This window comes from Enterococcus sp. AZ197, from assembly GCF_050556405.1.
Classification (GTDB): domain Bacteria; phylum Bacillota; class Bacilli; order Lactobacillales; family Enterococcaceae; genus Enterococcus; species Enterococcus faecalis.
Window position 1 is genome coordinate 2,598,346 of sequence record NZ_CP187873.1, and the last position, 25,206, is coordinate 2,623,551.

23 protein-coding genes are annotated in these 25,206 nt (G+C 39.6%); 3 read left to right on the plus strand and 20 right to left on the minus strand.

All coding sequences use genetic code 11. The annotated features are described in order from the left end of the window. Positions 1 to 91: 91 nt before the first annotated feature. Positions 92 to 1,336 carry a competence/damage-inducible protein A gene (locus tag IGK82_RS12515; RefSeq protein ID WP_010710870.1) on the minus strand — a complete coding sequence of 415 codons (1,245 nt, stop codon included), beginning with the start codon at positions 1,334 to 1,336 and terminating at the stop codon, positions 92 to 94. Positions 1,337 to 1,527: 191 nt separating this feature from the next. Between IGK82_RS12515 and IGK82_RS12520 the strand changes: the two genes are divergently transcribed. Continuing rightward, positions 1,528 to 2,733 (plus strand): hypothetical protein, encoded by a 1,206-nt coding sequence (locus IGK82_RS12520; protein ID WP_002360981.1) that lies wholly within the window; start codon positions 1,528 to 1,530, stop codon positions 2,731 to 2,733. A gap of 78 nt (positions 2,734 to 2,811) precedes the next feature. Here IGK82_RS12520 and IGK82_RS12525 read toward each other — a convergent pair whose 3' ends face one another. The 3 genes from IGK82_RS12525 to IGK82_RS12535 form a co-directional block, all read right to left on the minus strand. Next, positions 2,812 to 3,441, minus strand: a complete 630-nt coding sequence (locus tag IGK82_RS12525; protein ID WP_016622577.1) for an NAD(P)-dependent oxidoreductase — start codon at positions 3,439 to 3,441, stop codon at positions 2,812 to 2,814. 58 nt (positions 3,442 to 3,499) lie between these two features. Then, entirely contained in the window at positions 3,500 to 3,925 is a 426-nt protein-coding gene (locus IGK82_RS12530; RefSeq protein ID WP_002383201.1) for an Rrf2 family transcriptional regulator, read from the minus strand. An 88-nt stretch (positions 3,926 to 4,013) separates the two neighbouring features. Continuing rightward, positions 4,014 to 4,397 (minus strand): YccF domain-containing protein, encoded by a 384-nt coding sequence (locus IGK82_RS12535; RefSeq protein ID WP_002365398.1) that lies wholly within the window; start codon positions 4,395 to 4,397, stop codon positions 4,014 to 4,016. 163 nt (positions 4,398 to 4,560) lie between these two features. On the opposite strand from IGK82_RS12535, the gene IGK82_RS12540 reads away from it, so the two are divergent. Next, complete coding sequence (locus tag IGK82_RS12540; protein ID WP_002367471.1) at positions 4,561 to 5,352, plus strand: hypothetical protein; 792 nt, start codon at positions 4,561 to 4,563, stop codon at positions 5,350 to 5,352. Positions 5,353 to 5,404: 52 nt separating this feature from the next. Here the strand turns inward: IGK82_RS12540 and IGK82_RS12545 are convergent, their stop codons facing one another. From IGK82_RS12545 to IGK82_RS12600, 12 genes are all read right to left on the minus strand, one after another. Continuing rightward, on the minus strand, positions 5,405 to 6,541 hold the full coding sequence (locus tag IGK82_RS12545; RefSeq protein WP_033624739.1) for an ArgE/DapE family deacylase: 1,137 nt from the start codon (positions 6,539 to 6,541) through the stop codon (positions 5,405 to 5,407). A gap of 129 nt (positions 6,542 to 6,670) precedes the next feature. Further along, positions 6,671 to 7,555: an RsiV family protein gene (locus tag IGK82_RS12550; RefSeq protein WP_002354846.1), complete on the minus strand. Its 885-nt coding sequence runs from the start codon at positions 7,553 to 7,555 to the stop codon at positions 6,671 to 6,673. 24 nt (positions 7,556 to 7,579) lie between these two features. Continuing rightward, positions 7,580 to 8,077, minus strand: coding sequence for an RNA polymerase sigma factor (locus tag IGK82_RS12555; RefSeq protein ID WP_002354845.1), 498 nt, complete (start codon positions 8,075 to 8,077; stop codon positions 7,580 to 7,582). Between the two features lie 289 nt (positions 8,078 to 8,366). Beyond that, complete coding sequence (locus tag IGK82_RS12560) at positions 8,367 to 9,848, minus strand: helix-turn-helix domain-containing protein (RefSeq protein WP_016622574.1); 1,482 nt, start codon at positions 9,846 to 9,848, stop codon at positions 8,367 to 8,369. Continuing rightward, complete coding sequence (locus IGK82_RS12565) at positions 9,823 to 10,308, minus strand: hypothetical protein (RefSeq protein ID WP_002354843.1); 486 nt, start codon at positions 10,306 to 10,308, stop codon at positions 9,823 to 9,825. The genes IGK82_RS12560 and IGK82_RS12565 overlap by 26 nt, the downstream gene beginning before the upstream one ends. 104 nt (positions 10,309 to 10,412) lie before the next feature. Beyond that, positions 10,413 to 11,492: a DUF916 and DUF3324 domain-containing protein gene (locus IGK82_RS12570; RefSeq protein WP_430605115.1), complete on the minus strand. Its 1,080-nt coding sequence runs from the start codon at positions 11,490 to 11,492 to the stop codon at positions 10,413 to 10,415. A 105-nt stretch (positions 11,493 to 11,597) separates the two neighbouring features. Next, positions 11,598 to 12,356, minus strand: coding sequence for a WxL domain-containing protein (locus IGK82_RS12575; protein ID WP_002385163.1), 759 nt, complete (start codon positions 12,354 to 12,356; stop codon positions 11,598 to 11,600). Next, entirely contained in the window at positions 12,357 to 13,157 is an 801-nt protein-coding gene (locus tag IGK82_RS12580) for a WxL domain-containing protein (RefSeq protein ID WP_430605116.1), read from the minus strand. It lies immediately after the preceding gene. Positions 13,158 to 13,161: 4 nt separating this feature from the next. After that, positions 13,162 to 13,896 (minus strand): WxL domain-containing protein, encoded by a 735-nt coding sequence (locus IGK82_RS12585; RefSeq protein WP_002365407.1) that lies wholly within the window; start codon positions 13,894 to 13,896, stop codon positions 13,162 to 13,164. Then, on the minus strand, positions 13,853 to 14,242 hold the full coding sequence (locus IGK82_RS12590; protein ID WP_002365408.1) for an LPXTG cell wall anchor domain-containing protein: 390 nt from the start codon (positions 14,240 to 14,242) through the stop codon (positions 13,853 to 13,855). The genes IGK82_RS12585 and IGK82_RS12590 overlap by 44 nt, the downstream gene beginning before the upstream one ends. Positions 14,243 to 14,261: 19 nt before the next feature. Next, complete coding sequence (locus IGK82_RS12595) at positions 14,262 to 19,121, minus strand: hypothetical protein (protein WP_430605117.1); 4,860 nt, start codon at positions 19,119 to 19,121, stop codon at positions 14,262 to 14,264. 366 nt (positions 19,122 to 19,487) lie between these two features. Further along, on the minus strand, positions 19,488 to 20,501 hold the full coding sequence (locus IGK82_RS12600) for an alpha/beta hydrolase (protein ID WP_002392705.1): 1,014 nt from the start codon (positions 20,499 to 20,501) through the stop codon (positions 19,488 to 19,490). 165 nt (positions 20,502 to 20,666) lie between these two features. Between IGK82_RS12600 and IGK82_RS12605 the strand changes: the two genes are divergently transcribed. After that, complete coding sequence (locus tag IGK82_RS12605; protein WP_016622570.1) at positions 20,667 to 21,212, plus strand: cysteine hydrolase family protein; 546 nt, start codon at positions 20,667 to 20,669, stop codon at positions 21,210 to 21,212. 196 nt (positions 21,213 to 21,408) lie between these two features. Here IGK82_RS12605 and lrgB read toward each other — a convergent pair whose 3' ends face one another. The 4 genes from lrgB to IGK82_RS12625 all read right to left on the minus strand — a co-directional run bounded on the left by lrgB (position 21,409) and on the right by IGK82_RS12625 (position 25,138). Continuing rightward, entirely contained in the window at positions 21,409 to 22,092 is a 684-nt protein-coding gene (gene lrgB, locus IGK82_RS12610; protein ID WP_002372721.1) for an antiholin-like protein LrgB, read from the minus strand. Further along, positions 22,089 to 22,508, minus strand: coding sequence for an antiholin-like murein hydrolase modulator LrgA (lrgA, locus tag IGK82_RS12615; RefSeq protein ID WP_002354829.1), 420 nt, complete (start codon positions 22,506 to 22,508; stop codon positions 22,089 to 22,091). Before lrgA ends, lrgB begins: the two co-directional genes overlap by 4 nt. A gap of 151 nt (positions 22,509 to 22,659) precedes the next feature. Then, positions 22,660 to 23,388, minus strand: a complete 729-nt coding sequence (locus tag IGK82_RS12620) for a LytR/AlgR family response regulator transcription factor (protein WP_002367483.1) — start codon at positions 23,386 to 23,388, stop codon at positions 22,660 to 22,662. Beyond that, complete coding sequence (locus IGK82_RS12625; RefSeq protein ID WP_002360969.1) at positions 23,369 to 25,138, minus strand: sensor histidine kinase; 1,770 nt, start codon at positions 25,136 to 25,138, stop codon at positions 23,369 to 23,371. Before IGK82_RS12625 ends, IGK82_RS12620 begins: the two co-directional genes overlap by 20 nt. Positions 25,139 to 25,206: the final 68 nt, after the last annotated feature.

The following is a 25,206-nucleotide window of genomic DNA, read 5'->3' on the forward strand; positions in this document are numbered from 1 at the left end:
TATAAACTTATTTTTCATTTCCTGTTAGTAGGTCTATCATATCTCTTTTGTACCAAAAAAGCAAGAAAAAACCGAACAAACATTCGCATATTTATTTTTTATTAATGATTCGGCGCCGCAAAAGATCTAACCCTCGCATAACCGCACTCTGTCTAATATAATTTCGGTCACGGTTAAAATGGAAACATTCTGCAACGGTTGGTTGGCCTTCTTCCGCCAGCCCAATCCAAACAGTGCCTGTCGGTTGACCTTCGATTGGGTCACCAGCGACCCCAGTAAATGATAAACCATAGTTAGATTTAGCTAACTGACGCGCTTTCTCTGCCATTTCTTTGGCACACGCTTCACTTACCGTGCCATGCTCTTCTAAAAGTTCATGAGAAATTCCTAAAAAGTTCTCTTTTGTTTCTTGCGAATACGTCACGAAGCCTCCCTTAAAAATCTTCGAAGCACCCGCAATTTCCCCCAGTGTACTTTGGAATAGGCCAGCAGTGAGGCTCTCAGCAGCCGTGACGGTTTGCCCGTTTTGTAATAACAAATCCACTGTTACCTTGGCTAAACTATTGTCATCCCCATACCCATAAAAATAGTCTCCCACTTTAGCTAAAACCTTTTCTTCCGTCGCTGTTAATAATTCTTCGCCAGCTACTAAGTCTTTTGTTTTAACTGTTAAACGAAGTGTCACTTCATTAGGCTTAGCATAAGGCGCAATGGTTGGATTCGTTTGGTGCGCAATCAACGATTGAATCTCGGTCACCAGCTGTGATTCACCAATCCCATAAAAACGCAAGACTCTTGAAATCAATTGTTCTTCTTGTGGAAACGCATCAATCAATAAAGGTCGTGCCGCTTGTTGGAACATCGGAATTAATTCATTGGGTGGTCCTGGTAAGAGCAAATAGCTTGTTGTGCCTTCTGTTACGAAAGAACCAACCGCTAATCCTGTCGGGTTTTGAAGAACTTGTCCACCTTCAATGGCTAACACTTGTCGTAGATTATTTTCCGTCATTGGCCGCTTAGACTGTTGGAAAAACTGGTGCAAGCGGTTCAATCCTTCTTGATCTTCTACTAATGATTTATGGAGATGTTGTGCGACAACTTGCTTGGTTAAATCGTCTTCTGTAGGTCCTAGCCCTCCACAAAGGACAATTAAATCACTTCTTTGTTCTGCTTCTGTTAGTAGCGTTTCTAAGCGGCCGCCGTTATCGCCAACAACGGTCTGATAGTAAACATCGATGCCTAGCGCAGCTAACTCTTCTGATAAAAAGGTGGCGTTGGTATTCACTACTTGTCCCAGTAATAATTCTGTTCCGACTGCAATGATTTCTGCTTTCATTGATTTCCCCTTCTCTAATAACATACGTAGTTAAACTCACTTTCCATTTTAGCACAACAAAATTTTTACAAAAGAATTTGAGCTTCAGGAAATAATTTTTTTATCAGGAAATTTATTAATTATTACGAAAAAAATGTTCATTTTCTCACAATACATTGTATAATAACGTTATATCGAAAGGAGAGAAATGAATGAGTGTAGTATTAGTACTTTTGGGTCTATTAGGGTTACTTGTCAGCGGGGGACTGACTATCAAAGCATTAATTAAGAAACAACCGAAAAAACAATATGGCTATGCCGCGTTAGCAAGTGCCGCTCTATTTATTGGTGGGGTTGCCACGACAGATTCTTCCCCGACACTTTCACTTGATGCAGAGAGTGTTGAAACCGATGCCAATGGCTCAGCCACCATCAAAGGCGAATACGACGGCAACAGCAAACTAACGGCCAATGGCAAGGAAGTAAAAACGAAAGACAAAACGTTTGCTTACAAAGTAAAACTGTCCGATGAAAAAACGCAAAAAATCACTTTTGTTGCTGAGAAGAAAGATACCAAAGTTGAAAAATCAGTCGAAGTCACACCGTCAAAAGAATTTATTGCGAGCATCACAGATTCTGAGCAAGAATTGGCCAAAACAGAAAAAGCCTTAGCTTACGCTGAAAAACAACCTTCTCAGAAAAACTATGATGAAGCCGCAACCTTAGTATCTTCATTAAGTCAAGAATACGAGGAATACAATGATCGCCTTGAAAAAATCAAAGAAGCAGTACCTGTTGATGAAGCAGTTACAACTGCTGAAAAATCTAAAAGTAAAAGCGATTATCAAGCAGCTGAAAAATTAGTAGCTGCTGCCCCAGTTGGTAAAGAAGGATTTCAACAACGATTAACGACTGTTCAAACCGCTATCGCTGAAAAAGAAAAAAATGAACAATTAGTCGCCAGTGCAACTGCCGCTGTTGAAAAAGCTGAACAGGAACCAACCAATGAAGCTTACTATAATGAAGCGATCAAACAAATTGACGCTTTAAACTCCCCAAATCAAGCTTTAACAAAACGGGTAGCCGTTGTTAAAACTCAATTAGATGCCCACAAAGAAAAACAACGAAAAGAAGCAGAAGCTCAGAAACTAGCCGCTGAAAAAGCGCAAAAAGAACAAGCCGAAGCGGCAGCAAAAGCGCAAGCTGAAGCAGAGGCGCAACAAGCCGCACAGGCGCCGGCGGAAGTCGAGACGGCTGCTGCGGAAGCACCAAGCGGTAACGCCTTAATTAAAGGGTCACGTAATGGAATTTATCATGTACCTGGAAGTAGATATTATAATAGAACTACGAATCCAGTAGCTTGGTTCTCTACTGTTGAAGAAGCAGAAGCAGCAGGATACCGAGCACCCAAACAGTAAAGACATTAGCAATAATTAATCAAACAAGAAAATGGGGTCTCCGTTGTTTTAACGGAGGCCCCATTTTTCTTGTTTCTTTTATTGATACACACTGATTCGTTGATTTGGGTGTGCATTACTTTCCACTTCATCTAACATGGTAACGGCGTAGTCTGCGTAACTAATGTAGCTGTCACCTTGACTATTGGTTGTTAATTCTTCGCCAGCGACTTCATAATGGCCTGTCGCAGGACCATCAGCATCAAACATGGCTGCAGGACTAATATAGGTCCAGTGGATGTTTTGAGCTTCTTTCAATAAGTTTAAAGCTTCGCCCATCGCCGAAGCTAATGGCTGAATTTCTGCTGGGAATGATGGTGTATCTTTTAATTGAGTTGTGTGTTCTGGGTCCACATACAAGGTTCCAGCGCCCCCAACGACAAACAAGCGCGTTTTTTGATTGGTTAAAATCTCAATCAAATGCTGGGTAGATTTGGGGAAATCTTGCACATCAGGGAATCCTAAGGCACTAATTAATACATCAAACGCTTGAATATCTTCTGTTGTTAATTGATAAACATCTTTTTCAATGGTCGGTGTGCCATCTGTTATTTTTGAGGCATTACGAACGATGGCTGTCACGTCCATCCCACGACGTTTAGCTTCTGCTAAAAGTAATTGTCCTTCTTTTCCTGTTGCTCCTAATACTGCTACTTTCATGTAAATCATCCTTTCATTTTTAAATAGAACTAAAATAGTTACATTTAATACTTTAAAAGTAGAGAGATTACTTATCTCTCTTAACTTCTATTTCATGAATCACATCTGCTAAGGTGATGCTTTTCAATTCTTCTTCCATTTTTTGTTGCACTTTAGTAAATTCAGTTTCTAGTACCGATTGGATATTTGCCCCAACGGAACAGTTTGGATTAGGATTCTGATGAATATTGAAAATCTCTCGTTCCAATTCAACCGCTGTATAAATTTCATACAGTGAGATCTCTTCTGGTTTCTTTAATAAGGTATTTTTATTGGCTCCACGCATGGAATGAATCAAGCCGGCTTTTTTTAACTGGCTCATTAGTCGTCGAACAACGACTGGATTCGTATTCACGCTCGAAGCAATGTATTCAGAAGTCACTTGTTCTTGAGGACCTGTTTCAATCAAACTTAAAATATGAATCGCAACACTTAATTTCGTTGACATGGCCATGTCTAATCACTCCAAACTAAATGTAACGTTATTTGTTGCATTTACAGAATACGCTGTTTCGTTTTATTTGTCAATGAGAAACCTCTGACTATTCAAAATAAAAATCATTTGTTGAAACAACACGGGCCCCAAACGGCATTAACGCTAATTTCGCCAATTTAAAGGATTGTTGCCCAAACGGAATACCGATGATTGTCAGACAAAGAAACAAGCCACTAATACAATGCCCAATTGCTAATGGTAGTCCACTGATAATCAGCCAAATAATATTTACCACCAAAGATACGCCACTATCACTATACACGACTCGCTTTTTAAACGGCCAAAAGCTCAACCCCGCTAATTTAAAACATTGTAAACCAATCGGAATACCGATAATTGTAATACACCAAATCACGCCTGCGAATAGCCAAGATAAGCCACCAAAAAAGCCGCCAAAGATGAACCATAAAATATTGCCAAGTGTTTTCATTCTTGTTCCTCTACTTTCCTCATTAAAAATTATGTATGTGAGTAAGTATACCACGAAAGCTTCTTTTTGTTTCAAACAATATTGTAAGGTTGCTGACTCGTTAAAAGACGAAGACGCTGTTTCATGATACAATGAAGAAACTAACGATAAAGGAGCAGACTTCATGGACTTACATTTAACCGTTGATCTAAAAAAAACAAAGACACTCATTGACTTAGCCGATCAGGCCCACTTAATCATTGAACAAACAACTAAATTACCGAAAAAAGAGGCAGCGATTCTTTTCTTGCTAAGAGATAACCAACTAGTTGCTTTAGGACTTGCTGAAGAAAAAGCTACATATAAAGAAGTTTCTTTTGATCACTCGATTTTATTGAAACCGACTTGGGACACAGAACTTGCCTATTTAGCGCAAGCTTTCCTAGATGATGCGAAAGAAAGTGGTTTAACATTGGAAGCGACCCCAACGACAGTCAAAATTCCGAAAAGTGCGGTAGCGACAGTGACTAACTATAAAGAAACAGTCACCTTTATCTTGGAACGTTTTGGCTACTCTCTGTTTAAAAAACCGGCGCCGAAGAAAGCCAGACCAGCCAAAGCACGCCACAAATGGACAAAAGAAGTCAGCCAAATTCCTTTTTATATTGATACTCGACAAAGCAAAGCAACTGTTTTTTGGCAAAAGCGCAATGAAATGCTTATTAAAGCTGGCGCAACAATGATGCCAGAAGCCCCTTTAAATAAAGACGGGTCTGTCGGTTTCTCCGCCAGATTTGGTGAAAAACTTCGTGATGAACGCAAGGGCCAATTTAAAGACTTTGTCACAACGGAAGATATCGTCTTAAAAAGCGTTAATGAAGTCGGCTTGTTTCTCTATTTTGCTGGAACAAACAGCTGGTTAGAGCTAGTTGATGAGAACGGCAAAACCTTAAATGAATGGACTGTGGTGGAATAAACCTTATAAAAAATGTCGCACCTGATTTTTATGATTCAGGCGCGACATTTTTTTAATTTAAATAACTTTTTGCTATCGCTTGATACTTATCAATCATATCTAAATAATTATCAATTTCGACATATTCGTCGACTTGGTGTGCAGTAGTGGTCACACCTGGTCCAAAGACAACGCAATCAAATGTATTGTCTGATTTAGTAAATTCAGCTAAGTCTGTGGTCCCAGCGCTTGTCACTAATGGTAATGGTTGATCAAATTGGGCTTGAATGGCTTGAATTAACGCAGAATCTTTCTCAGCTTTTACAGGAATTTTATTGTAATCAATCGTTAATTCTAACTGATGTTTTTCTTTTTTGTTCAATTCATCGACAATTTTTTGTAATAATGCAATGACTTGGTCGTTGCTGAATTCTGGAATTGAACGGATATTCCCTTGCAAGGCTGCTTGACCTGGAATACTGTTCACTTGTGTGCCACCTTTAATGACGGTTACATTGTGAATCGTTCGACCCAATTCAGGATTTTCATAGTTTGCTGTGACTTCCGCCATTTGTTGGTTTGCTTCTGTAATAAATTCGTTCAAATTATTAATTGCATTAATGCCTTCTTCCGGCATCGAACTGTGGGATTCTTTTCCGTGTGACACAACAGAATAGTTAATTGAACCCATGTGCGCATACATCAAGTTATAATTGGTTGGTTCTCCAATGACTAAGGCACTTAAATCATCCGCATAGCCTTTTTCAGTTAATTGGCCAGCACCTAGCTCACCGACTTCTTCACCAACTGTACCTAAAAATTTAACCGCTCCATTTAATGGAACTTCCTTTTCTTTTAATTCAATCATTGCTAAAACCATTGCGACTAAGCCGCTTTTCATGTCCGTTGCGCCACGGCCATACAATTTATTTCCTTCAATATGGGCCGCAAATGGTGGGAAAGTCCATTGACTTTCGTCCCCTTCAGAAACCACGTCCATGTGGCCACTAAACCCTAAGACTTTTTCTCGGTTTTCACCTAAATAAGCAACCAAACTACTACGATTTGGTGCATAAGAAACAAGTTCAGAAGGGATCTCATATTTCTTCAAAAGATTTTGTAAATAGATTGCCACTTCTTCTTCGTTTCCATTTACAGATTTAATTTTAACCACATCTTGTAAAATACTAATTTTTTCTGATTTTTCCATTGCCATTCGCCCTTTCTTGTTATGCTTAATTCTAGTGTACGCTTCTCTCAGTAAAACCGCAACTGACTTGGTTAGGTCAGTAAAAAACACGCGACATTTCTTAAAACTGTCGCGTGTTTTTTACTGAGTTTATTTTAAATAATTAGGCGCTGCCAATTCATTCTCAATGACTTGATTAGGAATCACAAATTCAGGGGTGCCCATATAGTAAGGCGCAATCTCTCCTTGAGGAAACACAATCACTAATTGGTGTTTTTCATTGATATAGAAAGGTTGGTCCTTTTTAATTTTTTTGAAGGGTTGAACATCACTGGGGGCATCCTCTTTTTCGGACCAGTATATTTTATTGCTATCGTTCTTCATTTGGTCTGATATTTGTTGTTTAATTTCACTACTAATAACATCAATGTAAAAATCATTTTTAAAAATTAAGGGGAGTGAAACGACAACATTGGCTCGTTTGTCGATGGTGTCATATTTCGTTGTCGTCGCAGAGCTGCCTTTAATTTCTGTGAAGGTTCGTTTGACCACTAGGAAGCGACGGTCGTCCACAACTTTTTCATAATCTCCAGTGACTGAAACACGAGAACCATCAAACAATTGCCCTTTGACTTGTTGAAATTCTGTTTGGGCTTCTTTCAAGTATTTTTTATTGAGCGTGTCGGCTACTGAAGATTCTTGGGATGTTTGGATTTTAGGGACATCGATGTTTACTTCACTTTCCTGTTTTTTCGCTGTCAACGTTTTGATGGTGACTAATTGAACAATTTTATCTAACACAGGAATGTTGCGGGCTGCTTCACTAAAACCTGGAAACAAATTGACTGATAAGACAAAGCCACAAGCCACCACTAAACTACTTTGCAGTGAGCGGTTTCTAAAACGAAGCCAGGTGTACCGCTTTTTCTCTTTATGAAAACGCGCTTTGACTTCCGCTTGTAGATCCGTTGGCAACGGTTGTTGGCGGTATTCTTTTGAAAAGTTTTTAACAACACTTTTTACAAAATCTTCCATTATTTTTTCGCTTCCTTTCTTTTACTAATTCAATAGACTTCGGAGTTCATTCAAACTGCGGTACATCTTCGTTTTAATCGTGTTTTCGTTAATATCCAGGATCAAGGCGATTTCTTTTAGCGTAAATCCTTCAAAAAATTTTAATAGAATAATTTCACGATTGGGACTATCTAATTGATTAATAATTTCTTCAATTTCTAAAAAACTGCGTTGGGGATTATTTAAAAGGGCTAACACATGTTCATCTTTTTCAATATGAACAGCTTCTCGTTTCTTTTTACGCCAATAATCTGTCGCTACAGAAAGCAGAATTCGAAAGAACCACGCTTCAAAATCCTTAATATCGGGTCCTTTTTGGATGGCCTTCAGTGCCTTTTCAAAGCTTTCTTGAATCACATCCAAGGCATCTTCTTTCGAATGTGTATAGTTAAAGGCAATGCGATACATTTTTTCATATTTGGTATCCACAAGCGTTTCTAACGCGCGAATTTGTTTTTTTCTTTTCCAACCATCGAAAACCATCGATTTCTGGAACCTCCTTTCCTGTACACTTATATAGACGAATCACAAGCATAAAAAGTTTCAACTTTTTTATTATTTTTAATTTTTATATTCTAAAAGAAAAAGCGTGGTACAAAAATCACTTTGGATTTTTGCTTCACGCTCAAAATCTGATAAACGGCGGGAACAGAACCAGCTCCTTCGGAAATAAGCCGAAATTGTTGAGAATCACGAAGAACGTAGTGATTCGATGATGAACAATACCTACTTGGTCTCCAAAAATTAAAGAACAATTTCCGGAAATTTCTTCTTATTTCTCGGAGCTAAGCGGTGCTGTCCCGACCTTGTTTTCTTCTCCCGAGTGCGGTCTTAGTGCACTCAGCGTTTTAATAAAATGCGACCAATCAACAGGACGTGGTGGCGCTAGCCAAATAATTTGAGTAATCTCAGGCCAATCGACAAAATGAATATCCGATAAAATTAATTGTACACTTTCATCTACATGTGCTTTGAAAATGATATTCCATTCCGTAATTTTTTCAATATTTTTTTGTATCATACGATTATAGGCTTCACCAAAGGAAAAGTCGACACACAATGTAATCGGAGCCAAAACTTTTTTCAATGGTAACGCATCCACCATTAACAACAGATACCGATAAAATAAAAACTGTCTGGCATCCCAAACAGCGGGATTCGTTTTTTGTTCTTGAATAAATTGTCGACTAACAGAAAAATACTCTGTATACGTTTCTGCAAAGTAGGTTATATCCATTTTGCGATAACTATAGTTTGCTTCTATTGGAAAATGGAACAATTTAAAATGAACGATTGTTACTTTTTGTTCAAAACCTTGCAGGACTTCCTCGGAAAGCTGAAATTGTATTTTTAAATAGCTTAACAAGTCACGATTCAATTGTTGAATTTCTGCAAATCTTTGGCAAAGTGCTGCTGAAGCTACTTGAAGCCACTCTTCAGCAATTAAAAATAAGAGTAAATAATTGCCTTCGTTTGTTCGTTGTGGTTCTGGGATTTGAAGACTCTCTAACCAATTGAAAACATTCTGCTGATTGTCACCGGCTAATTGTTTTAACACTTGCGAATCTACTTTTTTCTCTACATAAAACTGTTGCTGCGTTCGTACTAAAGAAACCGCCAAAAAATGAAAACATTTAGCTTGTGCATAGCCTGCACGCTGATTAAGATGAACCTTCTCAGAAAAAAATAGCTCAAAGTTCCGAATCTGCTCTAAAACTTTTTTACCGTACAATGAAAAATCACGTTGGTATAATTGTAAAAAAACCAGTGTTGTTACTTCGCGTAAATTGGTTTCATTTCCTACCAAGTGAAATTCTTTATTAATTGTAATTTGATAATTTTCCAGCATTTTCTTTAATTCCTTGAACTCCTTATAAGCCAATGTGTGACTAACAAAGTGTTCTAACGCAAACTCATTTACAGAATCAAAACGCTGAAAAAAGAAATCTTGAAACATAGCAAAACGTAACGACTCTTTAATATAGCAATCAATCAAGGTAGCGGAAGTTTCCGTTCCTGATTCATTAAGCGTTAAGAAAATACCATCGCTCACAATTTGAAAATCCTCTGATAAACCAAATTCAATAAAATCGGCATTTAATTCAGCGACCGTTTTGTTCACGATAAATTCAGATAATTCTAACTCCTGCATTACGGTTTCTTTTGACTCTGTTAACATCGGTGCATTTTCCAGTAACTGAAATAAGGCGATTTTTCTTTTATCCACTTTATTTAAAAACATCATCAATATCATAGACTTCTCTCACATCCATTTTTTTCCCATACAATCCATTTCCTGAAAGAAAGTACCCAACCGCTGCTAAATAGCTTTCAGATTCTTCATCGCCGCCTGCACCAAGTCCGTTAGGAAAGACAAAGTCTTTATTCACTTGTAAGGGATGAGCCGTTGTTTCTTTTGTTTGTTTCTTTTTTTCTTTTGACATTGCCGGTTTCTCCACAGGTTTGTCTTTTTTCTTGGGTGAAGGCTTTTTTTCTTCAGAAGGAACCGTAGTTTTTTGATCTTCCGGAGGGGTTGGCGCAGGTTGTTCCGGTTCTGACTTTTCCTGAGGGGTGATTGATTCTGGTTTTGGTTGAATTTCTTCCGTTGGTTCTAAGGGATTATAAATAGGTGTCGCCAATGTTTGAATTGGTTCTATTTCGACAGCCGTAAAAATTAGCAAAGAACTAAATAAAAAAAGATACTTTTTTCTCATGGCTTCTCACTCTCTCTACCTCTACTTTATGGGAAGCAATTCCTTGTAAAAGTACCTTTACTTTTACAAGGAAAACCCTTTTTGTCAATAGATAGCCCTTTTTATTACTCAGATTGTTGTTCTTCCTCTTTTTTCTTTTTACGATACAAGAAGAAAATCAATAAGAGCAGCGCTAGAATGATTAATGCAATCAGTAGATACAACCACCAATTGGTTCCTTTAATGGTTACGTCTTTTTCATTTAATTCTTTAGCGACGTCCCCAGAAATAGTAAATTCTTTTGTAAATTCCCATTTGTACAGGTACCGTTCTTCACCATTGGCGCCTTTGACTTGATAGGTGCCCTTTTCATCTTTTACACCATAGGCCGTTGATTTCAAGACATATTTTCCTGGCGTTAATCGTTCCCCTTTTAAAGAAATTGGGTAACTAAAGTTAGAGTTTGGCGCCACTTGCATATCCTCAGTATCGGATTGGTAAAGCGTTTCGCCTCCTTTTGAAACAATGTTGATTAAATGTAATTGGTTTAAATAGGCCGCTTGTGGGTTTTGTAAAGAAACATTGATGACGTTTCGCGCGTTGACTTGGCCTGGTTTAACCCCCAGTAATTTTAAATCTGGTTGAACCTTTGTCTCATTTTGCTGAAGAATAATAGCCACAACATAGGAGTATTCATTATTAATAGCTAACCCTTTTGATTGATCCGCAGAAGTCGTGGTTTCTTTCTTTTTCTCTTTGAGTGTTATACCGCCAGCCATCACGCCATCAAAAGAATCTTTAGGCATTGTGATGGTTAAAGGTAAGGTCTTTTGGGAATGCTTCGGCAAGATGATTTCTTTCGGTGCTTCCACATAATCTTTTAAGTTAAAGCGTAAAGTTTTGTCAGGTTTGATCCCGTTTTGGCCATATTCTACTACGCCATTTAAATTTGTTGTCGCTGAGTTCACCGTATTTTCAATGGTAATGTCTTCATCTGTATCATTGCGTAACTGAATTTCTACGGTTTGTTTGGCACCAGGCGCCATTTTTAAGTCAAAGTAGGTTTTTGATTTGTCCACTTGATTTTCGGGAATTGTTGGTGTGACCGCAAAATTAAATTCAGAAGCGTGCGCCTCCACGCCAATCCAGCCAAATAACATACAAGCGATTACCGTTGCATATACTTTCCATCTGTTCATATTCATTCTCCTATGTCTGTCATTCTTTATTGTATTATAAGCACCAAAAGACCGAAAGATAAGCCAAAAATTTTTGACTTATATCCCGATCTTGCGTGTATGCTGTCGTTCTTAGTTTCCTGTGTTAGCAGGTGTATCTGTCAAAGTCCAAGTAAAAGTTGTCGTGTATTTTTTCGCATATTTTGTGGTTGAACCAGGTACTTCTAAGGAAATACTTGTTTTAGCGGTATCTACACTATCGCCCCAGCTCATTAAGTACGTACCCGCACCTTCTTTATCGCCAGCAGCCATGACCACTGATTCAGCCCCAGTTGGGTTTAATTCAATCGTAGCTGGCGCTGTCGTTGGTTTTGCAGATTGTGAAGCTGAAACCACGCGTCCGTTGCTTAAAGTTACTTTGGCCGCTGTTAGTTCTTGGTTGGCTTCAGTTTTGAATTGACCATTTTGTTTTACTTTTAACGTCCAACCTGTTTCAGTCCCACGATTATCTGAGACTTGAACAAAGTTCGGGCCTTCTTGGTCGGCACCAGCATTATCTTTGTATTTTTGTGTTTCTGCATAGTAGGTCATATTTTTTGAGGTAATCGTTTGTTCCCCAAAAGATAAGCTAGATGCATAGTCAATGGATAACGGACCTGCTGTCCCTGGCTTAGGCCCTGTCGGATCAGTTGGATCAACTGGCGTAATTGGTTTATCCGGATCTGGATTCGTCGGATCAACTGGATTCGTTGGGTTCGTATTTGGTGCAAATTGAATCGCTCCGTTTGTTTGGTATTCACCACCGTCGACTGCTAATGCACTCATTGGTACAAGTGCTAGTGCGCCTAAAGTTGTGGTTGCCATCAATGTCATTACTTTTGTCTTTTTCATTTATTTCCCTCCATTATTTACTGGTACATCTGAAAGTAGCCAAGTCAAAGTTGTTTTATATTGTACTGCATCCTTAGGGGTTTTCCCGGGAACAGTTAGTGAGATTGCCCGTGTGATTGTGGCATTTACTTGCTGTCCTTGTTGATTTTTTTCAGTCACTTTTTCTGCTTGCCCCCACAGCGTGATCCACGTTCCGGCGCCGGTCTTTTCTGGGGCTTGCATGACAACAGTTTCTGCGCCCGCAGCATCTAATTGAATGTTTGCGGTAGCAGTTGGCGGCAATACGTCCGTCGCATTTGAGCGCACACTGGGCTCAGTAAAGGCGACGGTGGCGCCTGTTAATTCTTTGTGTAATGTTTCTGCATTACGAAATTGACCATTTTGTTTCACTTTTAAAACCCAGCCAGCATTGGTTCCCCGTAAATCACTTACTTGTACATAATTAGCAGTTGCCAATTCACTTGCTGAACCATCTGGATTTTTATAGTTTTGCGCTCTGGCAAAATACGTTTGATCCTTATTCGATATCTCATTACTCCCAAAATCCAAACTTGAGGCATAATCGATGGAAAGTGGCCCAGGTGTGCCTGGATTAGGTCCATCAGGATTCGTTGGATCGACTGGTCGAACTGGTTTTTCTGGATCGGGATTTTCTGGATTTACTGGATCCGTCCCATCTGTGCTTGGGGTAAAAACAATCGACTGTTCGCTATCAAAAACGACCGTCGCCGCTTCAGCAGGAACAGTGGCGCCAAGCAACATTGTTCCGAATAACAAGGAGTAGACGACTGTTTTTTTCATTTACTTAGCCTCCAACATTCGTTGGTACAGATTTCAATGTCCATGTTAAGGTCGTACGATATTCTTTTGCTAATTTAATCGCTTTACCTGGGACATTTAATTTCACGGCAGTAGCACCTTCTGTCGCATCTTTCCCAAAACGATAGACCCAAGTCCCCATTCCTTTGCCATCTTCTGCTTTGACTAATTCTACTTCTGTTCCAGGAACAAAGGTATGTGCTGCTGTTGGTGTTGGCGCGTATGCGGCATCAACAATCGATGTCACACCTGCATTGGCAATCGATAAAGCGGCCCCCACTAATTCTTCATTTTGGGCTGTTTTGAATTGCCCATTTTGTACAGCGCTTAACGTCCAGCCTTCTTGTGTCCCACGTTTATCCGTTACCTGAACATAGTTGGGACCTGTTGTTCCATCTTTAAATGTTTGAATTTGTGCGTAATAATCTTTCGTATCGGAAGTGATTTTTTGGGCGCCAAATTGAAAGCTTGAAGCATAGTCAATTGATAAGGGGCCTGCAGTCCCTGGTTTTGGTCCAGTTGGGTCAGTTGGATCTTCTGGTTCAACTTTTTCATCTGGATTGGTTGGGTTAACTGGCTTCGTTGGATCTGTATCTGGTTCAAATGTAATGGCGCCATTACTTGTATAGTTCACGTTAATGTCTTCCGCAAATGCTTGTTGTGTCGCTAGGACACCGCTAAATCCTACAATCCCTACTACTGCTAATACTGTTTTTTTCATCTTCTCTTCTCCTTTTAATAAATAATATGCCTATAGTGATAAGGCTGATTCCCAAATAAATAAATGGTCCTTGATTGGTGGTACCTGTCGCTGGTAATCTTCCTTGTCGCGACCCATATACGCCAGAAGAAAGGACGGATGAAGCGCCTCCGTCAGCTGGCTTGGTGGGTTCAGTCGTTGTGGAAGAATTACTAGTCGCTGTTGTCGACTCTTCTGTGGGATATTCATACGTTCCATAAAAGGAGACAACACCACTATTTTCATAAGCTGCTTCCCCAAACGCAGTGTCTGAATGACAGAAGCTGAAAAGACCTAAAAAACAACTAAGCAAAAGGTATTTTTTCATCTCACTTCTCTCCTCCTTGTTATGGTGCCATGACTAATGACCATGACAATGTCCCTTTGAATTCGCCAACTTTTTGTTTCTCGACTGGCACAGATAGTTTAAGTCCCCGTTGGTTTGCCGCACCCCAACCTTGGTTAATTGTATAACTACCTGAACCGGAGCCTTCATTTTCTGTAACAACCGTATCTCCCTTATTGAGTAAAAATTCTCCTTTGTCTGTAACCAATGACAAATCTTCCAATTGATCTGTGCCGTTCGTTAAGGGATTCGTTACCTGAACATTCAGTTTCCAAGGCGTACTTTCTGTCCCGCGTGTGTCTTGAACGACTAAATCACCTGAAAGAGTTGGCCAGTAAACTTCTGGCTTGGCAGAAATTTTTTGTTTGCCAAAATCAATTGTTTTAGGTACTTTTTCTAACGTTAATTCACCTGAAATAGACACATTGACTTTTTTATTTAACGTTTCACCAGCTTCTGTAAATTGATAATTGGCTGGCACCGTTTTGGCTAATTCTTCTGGTTTCGCTTGCTGAATGGCTTGGAAGGTTGCGGCATCAAGACTTGGTGTTTGATTGGCCCGATCATCTGCGAAAATCACCGTTGCTTGTGTCCATTGTGCCAACTCGTCTGAATTCGTTAAGCCATTTGCTTCTTTTAATTTCAAATGCGCACTTGTCGCATACAAGGCAAACGAACGATCTTTGGCAAGGACACTTTCATTTTTCACAACAACTAAATGAACCGTTTTGTTTTGCAAATTATCTCCTGACGTCCCTGCTTCTAATTGAATATCATGTGTCCGCGATACAGTTTTTTCTGCTAACGGCGTTTGAATTTGTGGTAAATCAGTCTCTTTTAATGAGGTCTTGAAAAATGGCCGACCTTTTGCACCGAGCATTTCTATTACTTTATCGACAGTCGTTAGTTGCGCTGCCTCATCTTCTGTGACAATCACCGATTGCCCCGAAAGTTCCACTTTATTTGAAAATTGAACTTTCACCTGATAACTGTAGTTCATATTCGTCGCTTTCCATGAAAGCGGGGTGGTATCTTTTTGCTCTGGAATTTGCTCTATCGCGCTCCCAACTTCACTAGACTTAACCGTTCCTTGGTGCAACCAAGAACCTGTTACTTCGTCAGGAAGGAAGCTTAGGGTTGGTGTTAAAGCACTTGAGGTCGGAATCATCAAACGTCCTTTTTGAACTTTTTGTCCAGCTACTTCGGTGCCCCACGCTTGTAAGGTTAATGGCGCATTGCCGGCTTTGACCTCTTTTACATCATGAGAAATAGTACCTGCACCTGCCACAATTCCAGGCGTTTCCACTTCGTAATCGATGATGGAGCCAGGAATTGCTATCCCATAGCCATTGGCGCCCTTGGTCACATCGTTATCGCCAATAAATGTTTTTCCAGTCGCTTTTTCAATCCCATGAAACGTTGTTGGCGTAAGTTTTGTAGCATTATTGACCGTTGGATTAATCGTCAAGACCTGATAGGCTTTGACATTTCCAAACCAAGTCCCTGTGCTATCCACCAAAGCAGTTGTATCTGTCGTTGGTTTAATCCATAAAAGTTCATCTTTTGTTGGATCGACAGCTTCAAAATCCGCAATGTTTACCTTACCTGTACCAGGAATTGTTTCTAATGTTGCATGATCCTGAACCGTTAGTTTGCTAGCTGAGATTAAATTGGCCGTGTTGGTGATCCCAATTCCAGCGTTTTTAGATAGATGAATTGATCCGAATTCATTGTAAGTCGTACTGTGGTTCGCGGCAGTAGCAGAAACGCCATTTTTGATGTTCCCACCATTAGCCATTAATTTAATGCCATTGGTGACATTTAATTCCGTAAAGTTGACAACGCCTAAGCCTGTCGCATTTAGTGGTTCTGTTTGATAGTTATCGGTGCCGTCAACGTTAGTCCCAAAGTTAAAGGCCACTTTATTTGAACTAGCATTCACAATTGCATTAGTGAAATTATCTGTTGATGAACCACCGGATAAACCGTTAATACTAACTGCACCTTGAACATTTGCGGTAACATCACGTAAGATTTTTCCGCCACTGATATTGGAATACTGTGTCGCATATAAATTTCCAATACTAGAACCCGCTGCTTGAATATTCATTGTAATCTTGCCGTTCTTGGTATACGCAGCATTGGTTCCACCATCACCGTAAATGCTGGCCCCATTTAGAGATTCCACACCTGTTTTAGTGAAAATATTTAAAGTAATTGTGTTTGATTCATCCGTTCCTAGTGTCGTATTTTGACCATAGGGCCGACCACCAGTAATGTAGGTATTACCAGGCAACTTAAACTCTCCGTTGTAATTTCTTAAATCAATTAAGAGTTTGGCATTTCCAAGAAGTGAGCCCGCATTGGTAATCCCACCTGAAAAACCGTTCGCGCCTGTCCGAGGAGTTCCTGAGAAATTTCCTCCGTAGATGCGATTGTCTGAATTACCAGTAATTGTATGGCCACCGCTTGCTCCATAAGAAGCGCCCATCGAAGCATTAATTACTCCTTCATAAACCGTTACACCGACATTCCCAACATTTTTGGCATCATTCCAGCCACCGCCTGAAAGAAACCAATCGACTTGACCATTATTAACGATTGTTTGACCGTTTCCATAAACTCGAGCTGCTTGATAGCCTGTTCCTTCTAATGTGTCAGCAATCCCGCCATTCAATGTGTTAGAAGTATTGCCTTCAACGACACCTGAAAAAGAGCCACCATATGTCCAGCGAGCAATGGTATTATTTAAAACAGTCTTAGTATCTCCTTTTATATAGATATCCCAAGTATCATTACTAGCAGGATAGCCGCCGCCACCAACAATATCCCAACCTGAACTATACCCACGACTTTTATCGGTCGTTGAATAATCTAAACTCGTCGGTTTTGCGCCTGAATAAGCCATACCATCGCCACCTAAAGACCCATCACCATTCGCTGTTCCCACTTCAATTGTTGTATTTCCTTCAATATAGCCGCCGCGGCCAGCTGCAGTTGAGTAAATTGCACCATTATTAAACGAACCGCTGACTAATTTAGAAGAAATATTTCCAAAAACTTTAAAAGCTGCTGCTGATTTGGCTAATTCTGCTCTTTGTTGTGGTGTATAAGCATCATACGTTGCTTCATTTGAGGCCCCAATTTGACTCTTGTTAAATTTCGAAACATTGTTACCAGCACCGCCGTTAAAATCATTAATACCACCAGCGGAATTCGTTCCTGCTGTAACCACATTCGTAATATCTCCGATGATCGTTCCAGAATATTGGTTGCCTCCTTCAAAATCTGCACGACCCGCACTATACAACTGTGTATTTAAATTTGTAGTAATTCCATCAGTCGTACGATTCGTTCCTATATCGCCACGGGAAGAGCCACCAATAAAACGTTGACCCGCTGTATACCAACGGCCATATCCAGAAATATCGTTTGTTACTTTTCCACCAATATTTCCGTATTGAACACCGCCATAATACGTACTTAATTGGAAACCTGTAGCAGCATTCGTAATCGCAACCTTTGTTGAGACGTTACCAGTAACATTCGCTGTGTTGGTTGCGTTGGTCCCATAACCGCCCCCATAAATTGAAGCAATTCTGCCACCAGAATCATTGACAACCAATGAAGTATTCCCAGTCACTGTCCCAATATTGGCGCCCCCACTTAATGTATTTAGTCCGCTCCGTGTATTGTTAATAACAATCGTAGGATTTCCAGCTAAATTACCACCATTTTGGTTTCCGCCATAGAAATTCCATGTCCCTGTACCTGTACTATTTACTGTTAAAGTTGGGTTTCCTGAAACATCTCCTGTATCCGTTCCACCGTATACGGTCAGACCGTTTCCACTAGAACCGCCATTCAAGTTCAAACTGTAACCATTTAAATACATATTCGTACCTGTATAGTTTAGATTTCTCAAAGTGATGTTTGAGCCAAAATAGATATTTTGATTAAATCCTAACGTCTTAGAACCCGTTGGCGCCGTTTGATCCATACTAATCGGATCCGCGCTGTTTCCAGTAATCACTAAATGATTGACCTTGCCTTGCAAGGCGTAAAAGGTCATATTACTTGCCGTAACGGTGTCAGGAATCACTTTAGCGGTGGTCGCCGCACTCGTCGTAATATTGTTTCCTATATAAAGAGTGAAATCGCCATTGTTCCCCTGTTGATACAAATCAAACAAGGCTTCTTTCAAGCCAGCCTCTGTCGATGCATATTCTTTGTACGCTGCTCCATCTCCTGCAGGACTTGGCACAACAATCACTTTTGTTTTATCCGCAGGAGCAATTGTGTCCGCAATGGACTGATCAACTGAAACAGCTCTGGCCATGCGTGTCAGTTTCTGTTTAAAGACAGCCGTAAGTTGTGTATCTTCTGAAAACTCTAATTGAAGAAGTTCTTCATTTGTATATGTTTTTCCTTGGTAAGACCAGCCAACGAAAGTCGCATTTTCCTCACTATTCGCCCATTTTGGTAATTCTTCTGTCCGAAGTGGCTGATTTTTTTCTTTTACCACTTGATAACTTTTGGCATCATTTTGAAACAAAGCTTGATCCGTTGTTTCAAAGGTCAACGTGATTTGCTTCTGCTCTTCGCTTGGTTTTATTTCTGTGGAAGAGGTGGTTACTTTTTCTGTGATAGCACTAGATTCCGTCATTGATGACTGTTCTATAGAATGTGCGCTGCTTTCTTTTGTTGCTTCACTTGTACTGGTTTCTGCTGTTTTTGGCTGTGTCTGCGTACGTTCTGTTTGTTGCTCCCCTTCAATCGCCCACGCTGAAACAGATAAAAATGGTTGTACAAGTAAACAAGTTGCCAATAAAACAGCGATTTTCTTTTTCATTAACTTCATCACTCCTCCCTCGAAGTAAACTTTCCACAACCAACCTATGGCTCAAGTATACGAAGTTTTCTTCTGATTTTTTTAAAGATATTTTCTTAATTTCAAAAAAAAAATTTATTTTTTAATTTTCTTTTTGTTAACTAAACGAATTTTTTGCTGTTTTTGTAAGATAAAAATGTTAATTTGTTCACAAAAATAACAAAAACGTTGTTTTTAACATTAAAATTAACAAACGAGTTCGTAGTATAGCACGGATTTTTTCTCATGTAAACATCATTAAATAAACATTTTTGTTTAATTTATACATATTTCTCAGCTGAAAAAATGACAAAAATAAATAAACAGAGGCCTTAGAAATATTTCTAAGGCCTCTGTTTATTTATACGTATTCACAAACTGGACTGTTTCTTGGTAACATTGTTTAGCTTCTTTTGTTTGATAGTCGAATTGATATTCGTGGGTGATCGTTGCTTTCTTATCTTTGAAAAAGAGAGCTGAAACTGGAACATTTAAAGTTTTTAACCGCTGAACCAAGGCTAGTCCTTGCTCTTGGAATGAAAAGCTATTGCCATCTGTTAGATACGTCGGGGGAAATTCTTTGGTGGCTTTATCCACTAAACTCACTTCTTGCAGTTCTGCACTCGTCTGCCAGTCTTTAGTGCCGAGCAAGGACCAAGCCACTGTTTTAACGAAAAATTTCATAAAACGATTATCACTTTGTTGGTTGGCCATTTGTTTCAAATCCACCGGACCACAATACGAGAGCGTGCCTTTTAAATGGCTAGCCGGCAATGCTGCAGTCATCCCTAGTTCTTTGGCATAGTTGGCATTGGTTTGAACTGTTGCATATTGTAGAGCAATCTGTGCACCCGCACTGTCCCCGCCAATAAAAAGCTTAGATAAATCTAACATGGGATATGCTTGTTTCTTTTCTAATAAAAATTGAACAAGTTCATCGACCTGCTGGAGCTGGCTTGGATAAGGTGCGTCTGGTGCTAATTCATAATTCATTGAAATAAAGGCAACTGAGGAATCAGCCACTAAACGTGTCGCAAACTCTTTCATCCCAGACTTATCTCCTCCCACATAGCCACCACCATGGACCCATAAAACGACTGGTACCGCTTGTTTTGACGTTTGGGGATAATACAAATCAAAGGTATTCTTTTTTCTTGAAGAAGGGTATGTTTGATTTTCTTGCAATTGGACATTGGGTAATGCTTTATCATAGGAAGCTGAATCTTTTATTTCAACTTCGCCTGCGAATAACTGGTTGATGACCCAAGCGCCTGGCTTAGGGGATAATTGAAAGGCGAGAAACACACCTAAGCAAATAACCACAATGATTCCTAACAACCAAAGGATAAAACGTACGATTTTTCTTTTCACTCTATTCACCTGCTTTAATTTGTAGCAAAATTATAGCATGTTTTTTAGCCAAAGCGTTTATTTTGAAACAGCTTTTTTAGAATTTGATGTACTTTTATCATTTGAAATGCTTTCTTAAAAGCTGTAAAATGAACAAAATGACTTTAACCTTTAGGAGGTTGCCAAATGAAAGCTCTGATTTCCATTGATTATACGAATGATTTTGTCGCCACAGACGGAAAACTAACCACTGGTGCCGCTGGACAAGCTATTGAAACGGCCCTTGTTCAACAAACAAAGCACTATTTTGACAATGGCGATTTTGTGGTTTTTGCCATTGATGGGCATGACCCCCTAGATCGCTATCATCCTGAAAATAAACTTTTCCCGCCCCACAATGTCTTAGGAACTGACGGGCGTAATCTGTTTGGCTCGCTAGATGATTTTTATCAAGCTCACAAAAATGAGGCAAGCGTTTATTGGATGGACAAACGACACTATTCTGCTTTTAGTGGTACAGATTTGGACATTCGATTACGAGAACGAGGAATTACAGAGCTTTGTTTAACTGGTGTTTGTACAGATATTTGCGTGTTGCATACGGCTGTCGATGCCTATAATTTAGGCTATCAATTAATGATTCCCGAGAATGCCGTTGCTAGTTTTGATGAACAAGGACATGAATGGGCATTACGCCACTTTAAACAAACTTTAGGAGCAACCATTCTATAAAAAGACTGGTCAATCCTTCCATGCGCCCTATCTATACTCAAAAAATCCTGTGAACAACACAAAAGAGCCTGGGACAAAAATCACTTTGGATTTTTGTCCCAGGCTTAAAAATTGATAAACGGCGGGAACAGAATAAGCAGAGACTGCTAGCTGATAGAAATTAGCTACTCATAAAAAAGTGAGGAATCCCACTTTTTTATAGACCAATGACCGTTGCAAAGAAAGGAACTACTAAAACAGTAACTACACCAACCACTACGACAGAAATACTAGCCATAGCAGCCTCTGTTTCGCCCATTTCCATGCCAACTGCCACACCTAGGGCATGTCCGGCCGCACCTAAAGCTAAACCTTTGGCGATTGGATTGTTAATTTTAAACCATTTCAATGCAATTCGGCCCAAGGCATAGGTTAGTACACCATTGAAGATTACAGTAAACGCCGTAATGGAAGCAATGCCGCCAACAGTTTGAGAAATAGGTACGGCAATCGCTGTTGTAGCTGCTTGTGGTAAGATTGAGGCCACTAAATGATTATCCATGCCAATCACTTTTCCTGCAAAATAAACAGCCACTAACGAACCAAAAGAACCAATTGTTAACGCCGTTAAAATTTCTAACCAATAGTTTTTCAACACGTCTCTCTTTTTATATAAAGGAATCGCAAACGCTACTGTCGCAGGCTCTAGAAAGAAGCTGATATATTTGCCACCTTCATTGTATTGCTCGTAACTAATTCCTGTTACTTTTAAAACGACAACGCCTAAAATCATCGCAACGAATAATGGCGTAAATAAGAAGAAACCTTTACTTTTTTTAAACAACCAAGTACCTATGCCAAATACAGCTAATGAAATAATAATGCCAACATACGGATTCATGCGCGAACCTCTCCTTTCGCTTTCTTCGTTGCTGCGGGTTCTTTTTCTTTTCGAGCATCTTTCATATGCAATAAAAAGGCGCCCGTCCAACCAGTTGTTGCTAGTAACGCTAATGTTGCTACTAAAATAACAAAAACAATTTGAACGCCAAATTGTTGCATAATCCCTAAAGAATTAACTAAGGAAATCCCTGAAGGAACAAATAAAAATGTAATAACCGTTGATAAGCTATTACCTAGCCCTTCCACTTGCTCCAATTTAACAACTTTTGTACATAAACCAATGAACAATAACACCATGCCAATTACTGAAGCAGGCATTGGTATTGGGGAAATGAACGCCAAGCCGTTGGCGATTAACATAATAATGGCAAAAACTGCTGCTTGTTGTAAAAATGAATATACTTTCTTTTCCATTCTTCTTCGCTCCCTTTTCTCTGTTTTCTATGGGTTAAGTATATAAAGAAAACGTTTTTTTAAGGGCTTTTTTTCATGAAATGCCAGAATTTCTTCACCAAATGCAAAAATCACCACTTGAAATGCATTCGACATTTCAAGTGGTGATTTTTTAACTTAAGCCAAGTTTTTCTTTAAATTCTTTGACGTATGAACGGCTAACAGGTACTTTTGAGCCGTTGGTTAAAATTACTTGCAACGTGTTATTAAACCACGGCTGAATTTCTTGAATTTTTGTTCGATTCAAGATGAAACTTCGATGCGTTTTAATAAAGAGCGTGGCAGGTAATTTTTGTTCGATACTGTTGAGGGTCCCTGTCATCTTATAGACCTGTTGATCCACAAAAATGCTCAGTTGCCGTTCTTCGACAGAAACGAGGTAAATATCTTCTGGCGCCACAAGATAAATGCGGTCTTCCCCTTGAATAGGTATTGCTTCAGATTTTGGTCCTTTTTCGGCAGTGTTTTCTGGGACAGCTTGACCCATTTCTTTCGATGCTTTTTCAATGACTTGTGTTATTTTTTCTTCTTCAAAAGGTTTCAAAATATAATCTTTTGCATTCACTTGAAAGGCCTTTAACGCATATTGATCATAGGCGGTTGCAAAGACCAAGTAGGGCGCTTTTTTAAGATGGGTTAATTTTTCCGCTAAATCAAACCCGCTTTCATCGGTCAAATGAATATCTAAAAATAACAAATCTGGCTTTTGATCCATCATCTCTTCCATTGCCTCCGCCACAGAATCCGCTTCTGCAACGCTCGTCACTTGCGGATGTTGGGAAACAAGATAGCTCAATTCTTCTCGTGCTAAGGGCTCATCATCAACGATTAATACGTGCATCTAATTCCTCCTGTTCCATCGGGATTTCTAAATGAACATGGCTCCCGCCTGTCTCTAAATTTTCAATTAAAAAACAACCTTCTGATCCATAAAGGTTCGCCATTCTGCGGGACAGATTTTCCAGTGCCGTGCCGGTGCCTTTTTCCGAAGTCACTGTCGTCTTTCCTAATAGCAAGCGGCGTTCTTCAGGAATCCCTTGCCCATTGTCATACACATCCACATGTAATTTGTGTTGTTTTGCTTTGACCACTACCCGAACTTGATTGTTCTCCTTCCGGCTGCCAAATGCATGCTTGATGGTATTTTCCACTAACACCTGAATCGCATACGGCGGTACTTTTTCTGAAGCAACCGCTTCTTCCACGTCAAATGTTACTTGATAACGATTCGGAAACCGTGCTTGTTCTAATGACAAATAGGCTTTTACTTGCTCTAGTTCTTGTGAAACTGGGATCGTAGTTTGCACGGCTCCCTGTAAGTTGCCTCGAAAGTATTTACTTAATTGAAGCAATAGTTTCCGCGCTTTTTCACTGTCTTTCCGCATTAATGCGGAAATAGTATTGATGGCATTAAAGAAGAAATGCGGGTTCACTTGCGCTTGCAAGGATTTAATTTCAGCTTCTTTAAGTAATTTTGATTGTACTTCCGCTTCCCCTAATTCAATTTGTGAAGAAAAAATTGTCCCAAGACCTTCTGCTAACTGTTCCTCGACATGTGTTAATTGCGCTGGATCCGTAAAGTACATTTTTAAGGTGCCAACAATTTGCTGATGGGAAAATAATGGAATCACAATCGCCGCTTGCAACGGACAATTAGGGTCCGAACAACCAACTTCTTCTTTGGCATGTGCGATGGTCATTCGGCCCGTCCGTAACACTTCCCGAGAAAGCTCCGTAATGACTTCTAGCTCTGGAATATGATGATCGCTTCCTGCGCCAACATGAGCTAAAATTTGATGACTGTTTGTCATGCTAATCGCACTGACTTTTGTATAATGCTTAATAATCTCCGCAACTTTTTTGCTGGAATTTTTATTGAGGCCTTCTCGAAAATATGGCAGTGTTTCCGCTGCTAATTCCAAAACATCGTGCGTCTGAACCGCTTTGGCCTGCTCTTCTTGTTTCAATGTCGTTGTTAGAATCGACATAAAAATAAACGTTCCTACGCTATTTAACAAAATCATCGGCAGCGCAATAAAACGAACCAACGTGGCTCCATCCGCTAGATCACCGCTGAAAAAGAAAATAAAAATCATCTGAATCATTTCCATGCACGCTCCGACAATGGCAGAAAAGCCGGCAGACGGAAAAACGGTTTGCTTTGCCATGCGGCTCCCTAAAAAACCGGCAATTAAGCCAACAATTAAAGAAGCAGGCACATAAAAGAAACTATGCCCTCCACCTTGAATAACCCGATGAAAGCCAGCAATTAAACCAACCGTACTGCCGACAATCGGACCACCTACTAATCCAGAAACGCCAATTACTAACGTACGCGTATTCGCAATGGAAGCATTGCTGCTTAAATAGGTTAGTAAATTATTGGGGACAATCTGATTCTTAGCGATTTCGATACCTGTAAAATTAGAAATAATAGCAAATAAACCAAAAATCAAAATCAACTGAACTTTTGAAGACATTTTTTCACGACTTAATAAAACACGCTTAAAATAAGGCACATTCACTAAAAGAAAGGCCAGTAAAATAATTAAGCCTACCCGTTCCATCATTAAAATAAATAATTCGACCACACCGGCACCTCCTTCCTATTAACTATACTATAAATCAAGGAAAAGAAAAAAATGAAGCTTCTCAAAAA